Annotated in this window: 17 protein-coding genes; 7 read left to right on the top strand and 10 right to left on the bottom strand. The window is 54.3% G+C overall.

Translation table 11 applies throughout. The annotated features are described in order from the left end of the window. Positions 1-36 precede the first annotated feature (36 nt). From oppB to oppF, 4 genes are read left to right on the top strand one after another with little or no spacing between them, the layout of a single operon-like run. Positions 37-957 (top strand): oligopeptide ABC transporter permease OppB, encoded by a 921-nt coding sequence (gene oppB / locus IB226_RS05660; RefSeq protein WP_007892378.1) that lies wholly within the window; start codon positions 37-39, stop codon positions 955-957. Between the two features lie 15 nt (positions 958-972). Then, positions 973-1,881, top strand: a complete 909-nt coding sequence (gene oppC, locus IB226_RS05655; RefSeq protein ID WP_008106577.1) for an oligopeptide ABC transporter permease OppC — start codon at positions 973-975, stop codon at positions 1,879-1,881. An 11-nt stretch (positions 1,882-1,892) separates the two neighbouring features. Continuing rightward, the gene (locus IB226_RS05650) at positions 1,893-2,912 is read left to right on the top strand and encodes an ABC transporter ATP-binding protein (RefSeq protein WP_101764249.1); all 1,020 of its coding nucleotides are present in this window, start codon (positions 1,893-1,895) and stop codon (positions 2,910-2,912) included. Beyond that, positions 2,909-3,913: a murein tripeptide/oligopeptide ABC transporter ATP binding protein OppF gene (gene oppF, locus IB226_RS05645; RefSeq protein ID WP_101764250.1), complete on the top strand. Its 1,005-nt coding sequence runs from the start codon at positions 2,909-2,911 to the stop codon at positions 3,911-3,913. Before IB226_RS05650 ends, oppF begins: the two co-directional genes overlap by 4 nt. A 43-nt stretch (positions 3,914-3,956) precedes the next feature. Here oppF and IB226_RS05640 read toward each other — a convergent pair whose 3' ends face one another. Together IB226_RS05640 and cls are read right to left on the bottom strand one after the other, a co-directional pair. Continuing rightward, a complete protein-coding gene (locus IB226_RS05640) occupies positions 3,957-4,286 on the bottom strand; it encodes an HI1450 family dsDNA-mimic protein (protein WP_196761379.1) in 330 nt (109 codons plus the stop codon). Between the two features lie 37 nt (positions 4,287-4,323). After that, positions 4,324-5,784 carry a cardiolipin synthase gene (gene cls, locus IB226_RS05635; RefSeq protein ID WP_101764252.1) on the bottom strand — a complete coding sequence of 487 codons (1,461 nt, stop codon included), beginning with the start codon at positions 5,782-5,784 and terminating at the stop codon, positions 4,324-4,326. A 162-nt stretch (positions 5,785-5,946) separates the two neighbouring features. Between cls and IB226_RS05630 the strand changes: the two genes are divergently transcribed. Beyond that, positions 5,947-6,120 carry a YciY family protein gene (locus tag IB226_RS05630; protein ID WP_137385893.1) on the top strand — a complete coding sequence of 58 codons (174 nt, stop codon included), beginning with the start codon at positions 5,947-5,949 and terminating at the stop codon, positions 6,118-6,120. A gap of 190 nt (positions 6,121-6,310) precedes the next feature. Here the strand turns inward: IB226_RS05630 and IB226_RS05625 are convergent, their stop codons facing one another. Continuing rightward, positions 6,311-6,607: a YciI family protein gene (locus IB226_RS05625; RefSeq protein ID WP_101764253.1), complete on the bottom strand. Its 297-nt coding sequence runs from the start codon at positions 6,605-6,607 to the stop codon at positions 6,311-6,313. A 205-nt stretch (positions 6,608-6,812) separates the two neighbouring features. On the opposite strand from IB226_RS05625, the gene tonB reads away from it, so the two are divergent. Next, a complete protein-coding gene (gene tonB / locus IB226_RS05620) occupies positions 6,813-7,541 on the top strand; it encodes a TonB system transport protein TonB (protein ID WP_192234027.1) in 729 nt (242 codons plus the stop codon). A gap of 54 nt (positions 7,542-7,595) precedes the next feature. Here tonB and yciA read toward each other — a convergent pair whose 3' ends face one another. Genes yciA through IB226_RS05600 form a run of 4 tightly spaced genes read right to left on the bottom strand, consistent with a single transcriptional unit; the run spans position 7,596 to position 9,846 of the window. Beyond that, positions 7,596-8,015, bottom strand: a complete 420-nt coding sequence (gene yciA, locus IB226_RS05615; RefSeq protein ID WP_007892397.1) for an acyl-CoA thioester hydrolase YciA — start codon at positions 8,013-8,015, stop codon at positions 7,596-7,598. Positions 8,016-8,069: 54 nt separating this feature from the next. After that, the gene (locus IB226_RS05610) at positions 8,070-8,609 is read right to left on the bottom strand and encodes a septation protein A (RefSeq protein ID WP_008106564.1); all 540 of its coding nucleotides are present in this window, start codon (positions 8,607-8,609) and stop codon (positions 8,070-8,072) included. A 58-nt stretch (positions 8,610-8,667) separates the two neighbouring features. Beyond that, positions 8,668-9,402 (bottom strand): YciC family protein, encoded by a 735-nt coding sequence (locus IB226_RS05605; protein WP_192234025.1) that lies wholly within the window; start codon positions 9,400-9,402, stop codon positions 8,668-8,670. Between the two features lie 27 nt (positions 9,403-9,429). Then, entirely contained in the window at positions 9,430-9,846 is a 417-nt protein-coding gene (locus IB226_RS05600; protein ID WP_192234024.1) for a YkgJ family cysteine cluster protein, read from the bottom strand. A gap of 246 nt (positions 9,847-10,092) precedes the next feature. Here IB226_RS05600 and ompW point away from each other — a divergent pair, with 246 nt between their 5' ends. Beyond that, on the top strand, positions 10,093-10,725 hold the full coding sequence (gene ompW, locus IB226_RS05595; RefSeq protein ID WP_064738828.1) for an outer membrane protein OmpW: 633 nt from the start codon (positions 10,093-10,095) through the stop codon (positions 10,723-10,725). 46 nt (positions 10,726-10,771) lie between these two features. On the opposite strand, the gene IB226_RS05590 is transcribed toward ompW, so the two are convergent. The 3 genes from IB226_RS05590 to trpB form a co-directional block, all read right to left on the bottom strand. Further along, positions 10,772-11,086, bottom strand: coding sequence for a BON domain-containing protein (locus IB226_RS05590; protein ID WP_101764257.1), 315 nt, complete (start codon positions 11,084-11,086; stop codon positions 10,772-10,774). A gap of 249 nt (positions 11,087-11,335) precedes the next feature. Further along, a complete protein-coding gene (gene trpA / locus IB226_RS05585) occupies positions 11,336-12,139 on the bottom strand; it encodes a tryptophan synthase subunit alpha (RefSeq protein ID WP_192234021.1) in 804 nt (267 codons plus the stop codon). Continuing rightward, positions 12,139-13,332, bottom strand: coding sequence for a tryptophan synthase subunit beta (trpB, locus tag IB226_RS05580; RefSeq protein ID WP_101764259.1), 1,194 nt, complete (start codon positions 13,330-13,332; stop codon positions 12,139-12,141). Before trpB ends, trpA begins: the two co-directional genes overlap by 1 nt. Between the last annotated feature and the right edge of the window lie 44 nt (positions 13,333-13,376).

Below are 13,376 nucleotides of genomic sequence, written 5' to 3'. Positions count from 1 at the left end.
TTTACTTTGTGAAGCAACAGCCTGGTAGGTACGGCAATGTTAAAATTCATCCTGCGTCGGCTCCTTGAAGCCATCCCGACGCTGTTTATCCTCATCACCATCTCTTTCTTTATGATGCGACTGGCACCCGGCAGTCCATTTACCGGCGAACGTGTCCTCTCGCCGGAAGTGATGGCGAATATCGAAGCGAAGTACCATCTCAACGATCCCATTGGCAAACAGTACCTGAGCTACCTGGTGCAGTTGGCACATGGCGACTTTGGCCCTTCGTTTAAATACAAAGATTACTCGGTCAATTATCTGGTCGGCCACGCCTTCCCGGTGTCAGCCAAACTTGGTCTGGCTGCCTTCTTCCTCGCCGTGGTGCTGGGCGTAACGGCTGGCGTGATCGCCGCCCTGAAGCAAAACAGTTTGTGGGATTATGCCGTGATGGGGGTCGCGATGACCGGCGTGGTGATCCCCAGCTTTGTCGTGGCACCGTTACTGGTGCTGGTGTTTGCGATTACCTTACGCTGGCTACCAGGCGGCGGCTGGAACGGCGGCCAATGGAATTACATGTTGCTGCCGATGGTGGCGCTGTCGCTGGCCTACATCGCCAGCATCGCGCGTATTACCCGTGGTTCGATGATTGAAGTGATGCATTCAAACTTCATCCGTACCGCGCGCGCTAAAGGACTGCCATTGCGTCGTATCGTGCTGCGTCACGCGCTGAAGCCTGCCATGTTGCCGGTGCTTTCCTATATGGGACCGGCGTTTGTCGGCATCATCACCGGTTCCATGGTGATTGAATCCATCTATGGTTTGCCGGGCATCGGCCAGCTGTTCGTTAACGGGGCATTGAACCGTGACTACTCGCTGGTGATGAGTCTGACCATTCTGGTTGGCGTGCTGACCATTCTGTTTAACGCGATCGTTGATGTGCTGTACGCCGTGATCGATCCGAAAATCCGTTACTGATTGTGGAGCTCGCCCATGATGTTAAGTAAGAAAAACAGCGAAGCTCTGGATGCCTTCAGTGAAAAACTGGAAGTCGAAGGGCGCAGCCTCTGGCAGGATGCGCGTCGCCGCTTTATTCACAACCGCGCAGCCTTCATCAGCCTGCTGGTGCTGCTGGTGATCACTTTGTTCGTGGTGTTCGCCCCGATGTTGTCGCAGTTCAAATATGACGATACCGACTGGGCGATGATGTCTGCCGCGCCGGATACCGTCTCCGGCCACTGGTTTGGCACCGATTCATCGGGTCGCGACCTGCTGGTGCGTGTTGCGATTGGTGGCCGTATCTCGCTGATGGTGGGTATCGCCTCCGCGCTGATCGCGGTGCTGGTGGGCACGCTGTATGGCTCACTGGCGGGTTATCTGGGCGGTAAAATCGACTCGGTGATGATGCGTATTCTGGAGATCCTCAACTCCTTCCCGTTCATGTTCTTCGTTATCCTGCTGGTAACCTTCTTTGGTCGCAACATTCTGCTGATCTTTGTGGCGATCGGCATGGTGTCGTGGCTGGATATGGCGCGTATCGTACGTGGGCAGACGCTGGGCCTGAAGCGCAAAGAGTTCATCGAAGCGGCGCAGGTCGGCGGTGTGAGCACCTTCAAAATCGTGCTGCGTCACATTGTGCCAAACGTATTAGGCGTAGTAGTGGTGTATGCCTCGCTGCTGGTGCCGAGCATGATCCTGTTCGAATCTTTCCTCAGCTTCCTTGGCCTCGGCACTCAGGAACCGCTGAGCAGTTGGGGCGCATTGCTAAGCGATGGCGCCAACTCGATGGAAGTGTCGCCGTGGTTACTGATGTTCCCGGCAGGTTTCCTCGTGGTCACGCTGTTCTGTTTTAACTTTATCGGCGATGGCTTGCGTGATGCCCTCGACCCGAAAGATCGTTAAGGAGTTTCCCGATGACCATTCATGAATTTCAGCCAGCCCTGGCTGCACGTGCGGGAAACAATAACCTGCTGCTTGATGTAAAAGACCTGCGCGTCACCTTCAGCACCCACGATGGCGATGTCACCGCTGTGAACGACCTCAACTTTTCACTGCATGCGGGTGAAACGTTGGGCATTGTTGGCGAATCCGGCTCGGGGAAATCGCAAACCGCGTTTGCCTTGATGGGCCTGCTGGCAAAAAATGGGCGCATTGGCGGTTCAGCGAAATTTAACGGCGCAGAGATCCTCAATCTGCCGGAAAGCAAGCTCAACAAACTGCGCGCAGAGCAGATTGCGATGATCTTCCAGGATCCAATGACGTCGCTTAACCCTTACATGCGCGTCGGCGAGCAGTTAATGGAAGTGCTGAAGCTGCATAAAGGCATGAACAGCGCTCAGGCGTTCGAAGAGTCGGTGCGCATGCTGGATGCGGTGAAAATGCCGGAAGCGCGTAAGCGTATGAAGATGTTTCCGCATGAGTTCTCGGGTGGTATGCGTCAGCGTGTGATGATTGCGATGGCGCTGCTGTGTAGGCCAAAGCTGCTGATTGCCGATGAGCCGACTACGGCGCTCGACGTGACCGTACAGGCGCAGATCATGACGCTGTTGAATGAGCTGAAGCGCGAATTCAATACCGCGATTGTGATGATTACCCACGATCTCGGCGTGGTAGCGGGTATCTGTGACAAAGTGCTGGTGATGTACGCCGGTCGTACCATGGAATATGGACGCGCACGCGATGTGTTCTATCATCCTGCCCATCCATACTCGATTGGCTTGCTGAGTGCGGTGCCGCGTCTGGATGCTGAGGAGGGCGAGTCGCTGACCACCATTCCAGGCAACCCGCCAAACCTACTGCGCCTGCCGCAAGGCTGTCCGTTCCAGCCTCGCTGCGCCTACGCCATGGACATTTGTGCCAAGGCACCGCCGCTGGAGCCTTTCGCTGAAGGTCGCTTGCGTGCCTGCTTCAAGCCGGTGGAGGAGTTAGTATGAGCACCGTAGTCGAAGAGAAAAAAGTCCTGCTGGAGATCGCCGACCTTAAGGTGCACTTCGAGATTAAGGATGGCAAACAGTGGTTCTGGCAGCCACCGCATACCCTGAAAGCGGTCGACGGCGTCAGTCTGCGTTTGTATGAAGGTGAAACATTGGGCGTGGTAGGCGAATCAGGTTGCGGTAAATCAACGCTGGCCCGCGCCATCATTGGCCTGGTAAAAGCCACAGAAGGGCGCGTCGCCTGGTTAGGACGCGATCTGCTCGGGCAAAGCCAGGAGCAATGGCGTCAGGCGCGCAGCGATATCCAGATGATTTTCCAGGATCCGCTGGCATCGCTCAATCCGCGTATGACCATTGGCGATATCATTGCTGAACCGCTGCGCACCTATTACCCGAAGATGCCGGGCCAGCAAGTGAAGGATAAGGTGAAAACCATGATGATGAAGGTTGGGTTGTTACCTAATCTCATCAACCGCTATCCGCACGAGTTCTCGGGCGGCCAGTGTCAGCGTATTGGCATTGCGCGTGCGCTGATTCTCGAGCCGAAGCTGATCATCTGCGATGAGCCTGTATCGGCGCTGGACGTGTCGATTCAGGCGCAGGTCGTTAACCTGTTGCAGCAATTGCAGCGAGAAATGGGGCTGTCACTGATCTTTATCGCGCACGATTTGGCGGTGGTAAAACACATCTCCGATCGCGTGCTGGTGATGTATCTCGGGCATGCGGTTGAGCTGGGTACTTACGATGCGGTGTATAACAATCCGCAGCATCCGTACACCCGCGCGCTGATGTCAGCGGTGCCAATTCCCGATCCGGACCTGGAGAAGAACAAGCAAATCCAGCTGCTGGAAGGAGAGCTGCCATCGCCGATCAATCCGCCATCGGGATGCGTGTTCCGCACCCGTTGCCCGATTGCCGGACCAGAGTGCGCGAAAACCCGGCCGCTGCTGGAAGGCAGCTTCCGTCATGCGGTCTCTTGTTTAAAAGTCGATCCGCTGTAAATGAAAACGCCGGGCGATTGCCCGGCGTTTTTTTGTCTGTCGCTTACTCGCGCCACAGGATGTGGCAGAGTTTGTGATCTTTCTCGCGGCAAAGCAGGACGCGTGCGAACACATCAGTGATCGGCTCGCCGTCGGCTTCACCTAAGCCAATCACCACTTCTGCGAAGAAGTCTGGGTTGAGATCGAAATCAACATGTTCCTGCCAGTCTTCCGCAGGATCGAACAGTTCCGCGCCACCGCGCTCTTCAAACTGCAGATTGAACAGAATAATGTCAGCGGGATCGAGATTGTCACCAGCCAGCTCAAGAAAAATATCGTAAGCCTGCTCCAGCGTTTCATCTTCAGTAAGGCGATTATTTAAATCCATGGTCATTCCTGCTTGCCCTGAGGCGGTAATATTTTCGCTCGTTTTACAGTAAAGGACTAAAGAAGTAAAACAGTCGTTCAACGATGCGTTGCCACCAGGCACGTTTAGCCCAGCGAGCACCATCCAGTAAGCGTGAGCGGGCGATGTAATCATCCTGCACGGTAGCGAGATCGCTGCCAAAGCCGTCATCATCAACCACCAGAGTGATCTCAAAGTTGAGCCACAGGCTGCGCATATCCAGATTTACCGTGCCGACCAAACTCAGCTGCCCGTCAACCAGCACACTTTTGGTATGCAACAGGCCATCTTCAAACTGGTAAATCTTCACGCCGGCTTCCAGTAGTTCGGTGAAGAAGGCACGACTCGCCCAGCCTACCAGCAGCGAATCATTATGGCGCGGCACAATGATGCTCACTTCCACACCGCGTAACGCTGCGGTACAGATGGCGTGCAGCAGGTCATCGCTCGGCACAAAGTAGGGCGTGGTCATAATCAGCTGCTGACGCGCGGAGTAGACCGCTGTGAGTAACGCTTGATGGATCATATCTTCCGGGAAGCCGGGACCAGAAGCGATCACCTGAATGGTATGCCCGCTCTCCTGTTCGAAGGGCATCACGTTGCCATCCGGCGCGGGCGGCAGAATGCGTTTACCGGTTTCAATCTCCCAGTCGCAGGCATACACAATGCCCATGGTGGTTGCCACCGGGCCTTCCATGCGCGCCATCAGGTCAATCCATTGTCCCACGCCGGCTTCCTGCTTAAAGAAGCGCGGATCGACCAGGTTCATGCTGCCGGTATAAGCGATGTAGTTATCGATCAGCACCACTTTGCGATGCTGACGTAGGTCCATGCGGCGCAGGAAAACGCGCAGCAGGCTTACCTGCAATGCTTCAACCACGTCGATGCCGGCATTGCGCATCATATTGACCCACGGACTGCGGAAGAAGGTGACGCTGCCCGCTGAATCCAGCATCAAACGGCAATGTACACCGCGACGAGATGCAGCCATCAGCGATTCCGCCACTTCATCGGCCAACCCGCCGGGATGCCAGATATAGAACACCATCTCGATATTATGCCGTGCCAGCTGGATATCTCGGATCAGTGCGTGCATCACGTCATCGGAGTTGGTCAGCAACTGCAGCTGATTACCTTTCACGCCGGCGATGCCCTGACGGTGGCGGCACAAATCAAACAGGGACCGCGCCACGTCGCTGTGTTCAGTGGCGAAGATATGCCGGCACTGTTTGAGATCGTTGAGCCATTTGGCGGTGGAGGGCCACATGGTGCGCGCGCGTTCGGCACGCCTTTTACCTAAATGCAACTCACCAAAAGAGAGATAAGCGATTATACCCACCAGCGGTAGAATGTAGATGATCAGCAGCCAGGCCATTGCTGAGGTGACTGCGCGGCGTTTCATCAGAATACGTAGCGTGACACCCGCAATCAGCAGCCAGTAACCAAACAGCAGCAACCAACTGATTAGGGTATAAAATGTGGTCATTAAGTGGACGTCCTGTTCGCGCTTTGTTGTGCAAAGTTTACGTGCTGATCACAGGGAGTGAAACCTTTAATCGTGAATGACGTTTCGATGAAGCTTTCGATTTGGCATTTCCTGGCAGATCTTTATAATGCCTGCCGAGTTTAGCCTGTCTGAGAGGATGTGATGAGACGCAGCAAAAATGAAGTGGCGCGCTGGAGAATGTTACGGCAGGTACACCGTCGTCGTTCTCGCTGGCTGGAAGGGCAGTCGCGTCGTTATAAGCGCATCCATACCATTCGTCATCAGGTGGCGCAGCAACATCGCCGCTCCATCCTGTTTATCTCGCAAATGGACTGATGGGTTTACGCGGCCATCATGCGCCGCGTAGCACCCGAATGACATTGACCATCTCTACTGCCGCTGCCAGCACAATTAACATCACAATGTGCTGACGAGCGTTGCGCCAGCCTTGCTGACGCCATAGCCAAAGTGCTCTGCCGATGAGAGCGAATGCTATCACCAGCAGTAAAACTGACAACCACATAGATTAGAAAACGCGTTTGAACGGTTTGACCGCGACTTTCTCATACACGCCTGCGGCAATGTAGGGATCATCCTTGGCCCATGATTCCGCGACTTCCAGCGAAGAGAATTCGGCGATGATCACGGAACCGCTGAAACCGGCCGGGCCTGGATCGTTGCTGTCAACTGCTGGCAGCGGACCCGCAGCAATCAGTCGACCTTCATCTTGCAACAGCTTCAAACGAGCAAGATGCGCGGGACGTACCGAGTTGCGTTTTTCCAGTGAATCAGCGGTATCTTCCGCATAAATGACGTAAAGCACGATGGGATACTCCCGTTAGACTTGCCGAAATTGCGTGACACGTTAAGTGATCGTTAATCAGAGTGCAAACGAAAGATAAATACGCTGTCATTCAGCGCAATCAGGGTTAAAAAAGACCTTTCTGCGGGGCGCTTGCACATCGCTTATTGAAACTGATTGCTATTTGCATTTAAAATCTGCGCTTCACTCAATGAACATGAATGATATGACCACGTTGACTACGCCTTTACCTTCACGTACCCCCATTGCTGTAATTTTATCCGTGGTACTTCACGGTTCGTTGATCGCTGGCATTCTCTATGCATCGTTTCATCAGGTGATTGAAGTTCCAAAAGCGTCGCAGCCTATCAGCGTTTCGCTGGTGGCTCCGGAAGTGCAACCCGAACCTGCGCCTGCTCAGGTCACGCCGCCGCCACCTGAACCTGAGCCGGAGCCTGAAGTGGTGCCAGAGCCGCCGAAGGTTGAGCCGGTACCGATTCCTAAACCGGAGCCTAAGCCGAAGCCAAAACCTAAACCGAAGCCAAAGGTTGAAAAGAAGGTTGAGCCGAAACCGCGTCAGCAAGTGAAGCCGCAGGAAAATCCGTTTAAGCAGGAAGCGCCAACCACGCAGACGCGTCCAACAACCGCGCCGAAAGCCAATCCGACCGCAACGCCGAGCATCTCAGATGGTCCGAAAGCGATGAGCGTCAGCAAGCCTGCCTATCCGGCACGTGCGTTCGCGCTGCGTGTTGAGGGACGTGTGCGGGTGCAGTTTGACGTTGATAGCGACGGTCGTGTGGATAACGTCCAGATTTTGTCGGCAGAACCGCGCAACATGTTCGAGCGCGAAGTGAAGCAGGCGATGAAGAAGTGGCGTTATCAGCCAGGTCGTCCGGGCAAGAATCTCACCATGAACATCGTATTCCGCATCAATGGTGGCGCCAATATCGAATAAGCACTCGTGGCTGAGAGGCAATAAGAAAGCGGTCAGATGACCGCTTTTTTAATGTTACAGATCGCTTAAATTGCTTCTGCCGGGCGGCAACGGGCGAGATTGACCGGTATTGTCGACAGCGACGTAGACAAACACCGCTTCGGTTGCGCAGTAGGTCTGTCCAATCGGTTCGGACGACACTTTCTTGATCCACACTTCGACGTTTATGGTCATGGAACTGTTGCCGGTGCGGATGCAGCGTGCGTAGCAGCTCACCACATCGCCAACCGCCACCGGTTTAAGGAACGTCATTCCGTCCACGCGCACGGTGACGACACGTCCTTCGGCAATCTCTTTCGCCTTAATTGCGCCGCCCATATCCATCTGCGACATCAACCAGCCACCAAAGATATCTCCGTTAGCATTGGTATCCGCTGGCATGGCCAGGGTACGCAACACCATCTCGCCTTGCGGCGACTTATGTTTTTCGTCCATTGCTCAGTTCTTCTGCAGGTGAAGAGAAGCCCGACGCTGTCGGGCGGAGTGGCATTATTTTTGTTCTTGTTGCGGCATCTGTCGCCAGATATACACGCCGCTTAACAGAGTAAAGAGTAGGGTCAGGCCGGTCAGACCGAACACCTTAAAGTTAACCCAAAATTCCTGCGATAACCAAAACGCAACATAAATATTCGCTAAGCCGCAGGCGAGGAAGAAGATTGCCCAGGCAATGTTGAGATTGCGCCACACGCCTGAAGGCAGTTGTAACTCTTTACCCAGCATGGTTTGGATCAGCGGTTGCTTCATAAACCACTGGCTGTAGAGCAGCGCGACGGCAAACAGCGAATAGATCACCGTGACTTTCCATTTGATGAATTCATCGTTATGGAATACCAGCGTCAGCGTGCCGAATACCGCGACCAGCACAAAGGTAAAAATGGTCATCTTTTCCAGCTTGCGGTAGAGCACCCAACTGACGACCAGCGCCAGACCGGTGGCAACGATCAGTGCGCCGGAGGCGACAAAGATGTCGTACAGCTTGTAGAAAATGAAGAAAACCACCAGGGGAAGAAAATCGAGTAACTGCTTCATAGCGTTTCCAAGTAGGCAGGAGCGTACTGTTATGGCGCCCGGGTGAGCGCCATAACGATTAACGTAACAGCATATACAGCCGGTACAGATAGATAATCAGCACTGCGGAGACCAGGTTACCCAGCGCGTTCAACCCCACGGAGGCGATATTGGCGGGCAGCACGGTCAGCGATGAAAAGAAGAACATCAGCACAATTTTGGCCAGCAGCCACAGCACAATAGCCGGTGCGATAACCTTAATATTCTTCCAGGCGAGACGCATGCTGACACGCATCGCGCCAATCACGCCGAGCTTCTCATTGGCGAGAATCACCGGTGCCAGTGAAAACAGGATCGCCAGAATCACGCCCGGTACCATCAGCACCATAAAGCCCAATTGAACCAGCAGGGTAATCAGGAAGGTCTGCAGCAGCAGCTTTGGCAGGATGGGCGCAGATGCACCAATAGCGCGCAGCGCGCTGACGCGTTGTCCGCCCGATACCATAGGGATCAGAAGCAGCATGCCACCCAGCAGCAGCGCGTTGCCAATCAACGCAGCGAACGTGCCTGCAGCGGAAGCGCGCAGCAAAATACGCTGCTGATCCGGAGACATATTTTGTACCAGCTCAAACAGCGACGATGCGCTGTCATCGGACTGGCTCAACAACGAGAGCTGGTCTTCACCTGGCGTTAACGCGTGGCCGACGATCACAGTAATGAACGAGGTCAGCAGCGCCAGCAGTAAAATAGTAACCAGCTGATGGCGCAAAAAATTTCCTGTGTCACGGTATAACGAGCTTGCCGTGATAGACATGTAAACTCCTTGAAAGAACCGGATTAATTAACCCGGCGATTGTACATGTTCTACTGGCGTGCTGGCACCCGCATTGGGATAACTTTCTGTCATAACAGGTAAAGAAGGGTGAAAAAGCGCAGGAAGACCGTAGCGAGCACGGGCGCGATCGCAAGCTTCGTTCTGTTCACCGTTCTCGCCGGACATCGAAAACTCCCGACAGGGCGAAGGGCGCTGCTGATAAATACTGCAGGAGACGCAGCCGCCGACGTCGCCCTGCAGCGCAATACAGCGCGGCTGGCGTTGGTTGGTGCCGCGCATATTGCGCATAAACGGGGTTAACGGTTCGGTTAATTCAACGGGAACAGCACCGGCGCCATCATCGGCTTCGGCCCAGTAAAATGAGACACGGAAGTGCGCGCAGCATGCGCCACAGGTCACGCAAGGATTTAGTGAATCGCTCATCTGATCGCCCGCCACCTTTAAGGTATCGAACCAAAATCACACAGGGGAAAGTTAAAATAGTCACGGCGAAAAATTTTCGCAAGCGGACTTTTATTACGCGTTGTAAAGCCAAAATTGATCTGAATCAATTCATTGTTTTTTAAGTGATTAATTTAGATTGATGCAGATGATCTTTTACCAAAAAAGGGGTAAATGTTGTGCCGCATTCAACATTGTGACCCATCTTTATTTGGCAAAGGAGTGATTATGAAACTGGCAAAATGCGCACTGCTGATGGCGCTGGCAATTCCGCAACTGGCTCTGGCTCATGAAGCCGGTGATTTCTTTATGCGTGCAGGTAGCGCCACCGTTCGTCCGACCGAAGGCTCTGACAATGTGCTGGGTATGGGTGGCTTTAACGTTAGCAACGATACGCAGCTGGGCTTGACCTTCACCTATATGGCAACGGATAACATCGGCGTTGAGCTGCTGGCTGCAACCCCGTTCCGTCATAAGGTTGGACTGGGCGCCACCGGTAATCTGGCCACCGTGCGTCAGCTGCCGCCAACCTTAATGGCGCAGTACTATTTCTTTGATAGCAAAAGTAAAGTCCGCCCGTACGTTGGCGTCGGTATCAACTACACCACCTTCTACGATGCCAAATTCAACCAAACGGGTGAGGATGCCGGTTTAAGCGACCTGAGCGTCAAAGACTCGTGGGGCATGGCGGGCCAGGTTGGTCTGGATTATCAAATCAACCGCGACTGGATGCTGAACGCATCGCTTTGGTACATGGATATTGATACCGAAGTGAAATTTAAAGCTGGCGGTGAGCAGCAAAACATCAACACGCGTATCGATCCGTGGGTGTTCTTCTTTGGTGCGGGATATCGATTCTAATCGGCAACCAGAAATGAAGCGGGCGACCAGAAGGTCGCCCGTTGTATTATTTGATCTGCATATTGTTAACCACAGATTTCACACCCGCCACGCTACGCGTTACGGCCACCGCGCGATTTGCCATCTGCGGTGAGCTGACAAAACCGCTCAGCTGAACTTTACCCTTGAAGGTTTCAACGTTAATTTCGGTCGATTTCAGCGACTCGTCATTCAACAGCTGAGCCTTAACTTTGGTGGTTACCACGGTATCGTCGATGTAACCGCCAGTGCCTTCTTTGGTCGCTGTGGGTGCACACGCGCTAAGTGCCAGCGCCATTACCGCAGCCATCATAAATCCTGCAACGACTTTGAAAAATTTCATTGGTTATCTCCCTGTCTTAGATGATGTTTCGCCGCAATGGGGCGGCGCAGTTAATTGTGGTCTGGAGATGCGAAATCAGCAAATCGGCGCGCGCGAAAAAGTCAGAAAGAGGGCATTTTTACCACTTAATGAGCCAATCGCAGTTTTCGCTGGGCATGAAAATCTGAGAGTAGCCGGGAATTTGAGTTTGGGGATGTTTGTGGCAATAAAAAGGCCTTATCCGCACCTGCGAATAAGGCCCTGAAGATTTTAGCGGGTGGCTGCTTTCAGACTACTCACAAAGGCTTTCAGCTCGCTGAGCAGCGTGGCCGGATCGTTCTGGTTACGCTCAATGATTTTCACAATTGCCGACCCGGAAATGGCACCCGCCGCACCAGCGGCGATGGCTTCTTTCACCTGGCCGGGTTCAGAGATACCAAAGCCCTGCAGCGGCGGCGCAGCGTTAAACTCACGCAGCTTTTCGATCAGGTGATGCAGCGGCAGGCTGGCACGATTTTCCGAACCGGTGACGCCTGCGCGTGACAGCAAATAGGTATAACCGCGACCGTGCGCAGCGATCTCACGCAGCAGTTCATCGTCAGCATTTGGTGGACAGATAAAGATCGGCGCCACATTGTGGCGCAGCGCAGCCTGACGGAAGGGCGCAGACTCTTCCAGCGGCACATCCGCAACCAGCACGGAATCGACGCCCACCGCTTCACACTGCGCATAAAAGTTGTCGATACCTTTGCTGAACACCAGATTGGCGTACATCAGCAAGCCAATCGGCAGCTCGGGATATTTCTGACGCAAGGTCGCCAGAATTTCAAAGCACTGCGCCACGGTGGTGCCGGAAGCAAAGGCACGCAGCGTCGCGCCCTGAATGGTTGGGCCGTCGGCCAGCGGATCCGAGAACGGAATACCGAGCTCTAGCGCGTCCGCACCGCCTTCAACCAGGGTATCGATAATTTTTAGCGACAGTTCAGGTGACGGATCGCCGAGAGTAACGAAGGGGACAAACGCGCCTTCTTGCTGCGCCGACAGACGTTGAAACAGCTGATTATAACGCTCCATCAGATCTCTCCCTTGGCTTTCAAAATATCGTGAACGGTGAAAATGTCTTTATCGCCGCGGCCAGAAAGGTTAACCACCAGCAGCTGCTCTTTTTCCGGATTTTCGCGGATCATTTTCAGTGCATGTGCCAGCGCGTGTGAGGATTCGAGCGCAGGAATAATCCCTTCAGCACGGCACAGCTCTTTAAAGGCGCTGAGCGCTTCGTCATCGGTGATCGAAACATATTCCGCGCGGCCGATACTGTTCAGATGCGCATGCTGAGGACCCACTGACGGGAAGTCCAGACCCGCAGAGATTGAGTAAGATTCTTCAATCTGCCCCTCTTCGGTCTGCATCATCGGCGCTTTCATACCGAAATAGATCCCTACGCGACCGTGCTTGAGCGGCGCACCGTGTTCTCCGGTTTCGATCCCGTGACCGGCCGGCTCTACGCCGATCAGGCCAACACTTTCTTCTTCGATAAAATCAGCGAACATGCCGATAGCGTTCGAACCACCGCCCACGCAGGCTAACACCGCATCCGGCAGGCGACCTTCGCGCTCCAGAATCTGCGCTTTGGTCTCTTCACCAATCATGCGCTGGAATTCACGCACGATAGTCGGGAACGGATGCGGGCCAGCGGCGGTGCCGAGCATGTAGTGCGCGGTTTCATAGCTGCCAGACCAGTCGCGCAGCGCCTCGTTACAGGCATCTTTCAGCGTGGCTGAGCCGCTATGCACCGGAATCACTTCCGCGCCCATCAGACGCATACGGAATACGTTTGGCGACTGACGCTCAACGTCCTTGGCGCCCATGTAGATGCGGCACTTCATACCCAGCAGGGCACAGGCTAACGCTGACGCGACACCGTGCTGACCGGCGCCGGTTTCCGCGATGATCTCGTTTTTGCCCATGCGTTTGGCCAGCAGCGCCTGACCCAGCACCTGGTTGGTTTTGTGCGCGCCACCGTGCAGCAGATCTTCACGCTTTAGATAGAGGCGGGTTTTGCTGCCTTTAGTCAGGTTGCTGCACAGCGTCAAAGCCGTTGGGCGTCCAGCGTAGTTTTTCAGCAGGTCAGTAAACTCGGCCTGAAACTCGGGATCGCGCTGCGCTTCAACAAACGCATTTTCCAACTGGCGCAAGGCTGGCATCAGGATTTGTGGTACGTACTGGCCGCCAAACTCGCCAAAATAGGGATTCAATAACGTGGTCATTTTTTCATCTTCCTTATTCGGCCCGCGCCATGGCGGGCAAGCGA

Origin of the sequence: Pantoea sp. PNT03 (genome assembly GCF_014852515.1) — a bacterium.
GTDB lineage: Bacteria > Pseudomonadota > Gammaproteobacteria > Enterobacterales > Enterobacteriaceae > Pantoea > Pantoea leporis.
This window is presented reverse-complemented; position numbering and strand designations above follow the sequence as displayed.

Bases quoted from the DNA above. Each gene is read 5' to 3' on its own strand.
- cls (WP_101764252.1), bottom strand. From the start codon at position 5,784: ATGACCACATTTTATACCCTAATCAGTTGGTTGCTGCTGTTTGGTTAC.
- IB226_RS05605 (WP_192234025.1), bottom strand. From the start codon at position 9,402: ATGTCTATCACGGCAAGCTCGTTATACCGTGACACAGGAAATTTTTTG.
- IB226_RS05610 (WP_008106564.1), bottom strand. From the start codon at position 8,609: ATGAAGCAGTTACTCGATTTTCTTCCCCTGGTGGTTTTCTTCATTTTC.
- trpA (WP_192234021.1), bottom strand. From the start codon at position 12,139: ATGGAGCGTTATAATCAGCTGTTTCAACGTCTGTCGGCGCAGCAAGAA.
- oppB (WP_007892378.1), top strand. From the start codon at position 37: ATGTTAAAATTCATCCTGCGTCGGCTCCTTGAAGCCATCCCGACGCTG.
- IB226_RS05650 (WP_101764249.1), top strand. From the start codon at position 1,893: ATGACCATTCATGAATTTCAGCCAGCCCTGGCTGCACGTGCGGGAAAC.
- oppF (WP_101764250.1), top strand. From the start codon at position 2,909: ATGAGCACCGTAGTCGAAGAGAAAAAAGTCCTGCTGGAGATCGCCGAC.
- yciA (WP_007892397.1), bottom strand. From the start codon at position 8,015: ATGGACGAAAAACATAAGTCGCCGCAAGGCGAGATGGTGTTGCGTACC.
- IB226_RS05590 (WP_101764257.1), bottom strand. From the start codon at position 11,086: ATGAAATTTTTCAAAGTCGTTGCAGGATTTATGATGGCTGCGGTAATG.
- oppC (WP_008106577.1), top strand. From the start codon at position 973: ATGATGTTAAGTAAGAAAAACAGCGAAGCTCTGGATGCCTTCAGTGAA.
- IB226_RS05640 (WP_196761379.1), bottom strand. From the start codon at position 4,286: ATGACCATGGATTTAAATAATCGCCTTACTGAAGATGAAACGCTGGAG.
- ompW (WP_064738828.1), top strand. From the start codon at position 10,093: ATGAAACTGGCAAAATGCGCACTGCTGATGGCGCTGGCAATTCCGCAA.
- trpB (WP_101764259.1), bottom strand. From the start codon at position 13,332: ATGACCACGTTATTGAATCCCTATTTTGGCGAGTTTGGCGGCCAGTAC.
- IB226_RS05600 (WP_192234024.1), bottom strand. From the start codon at position 9,846: ATGAGCGATTCACTAAATCCTTGCGTGACCTGTGGCGCATGCTGCGCG.
- IB226_RS05630 (WP_137385893.1), top strand. From the start codon at position 5,947: ATGAGACGCAGCAAAAATGAAGTGGCGCGCTGGAGAATGTTACGGCAG.
- tonB (WP_192234027.1), top strand. From the start codon at position 6,813: ATGACCACGTTGACTACGCCTTTACCTTCACGTACCCCCATTGCTGTA.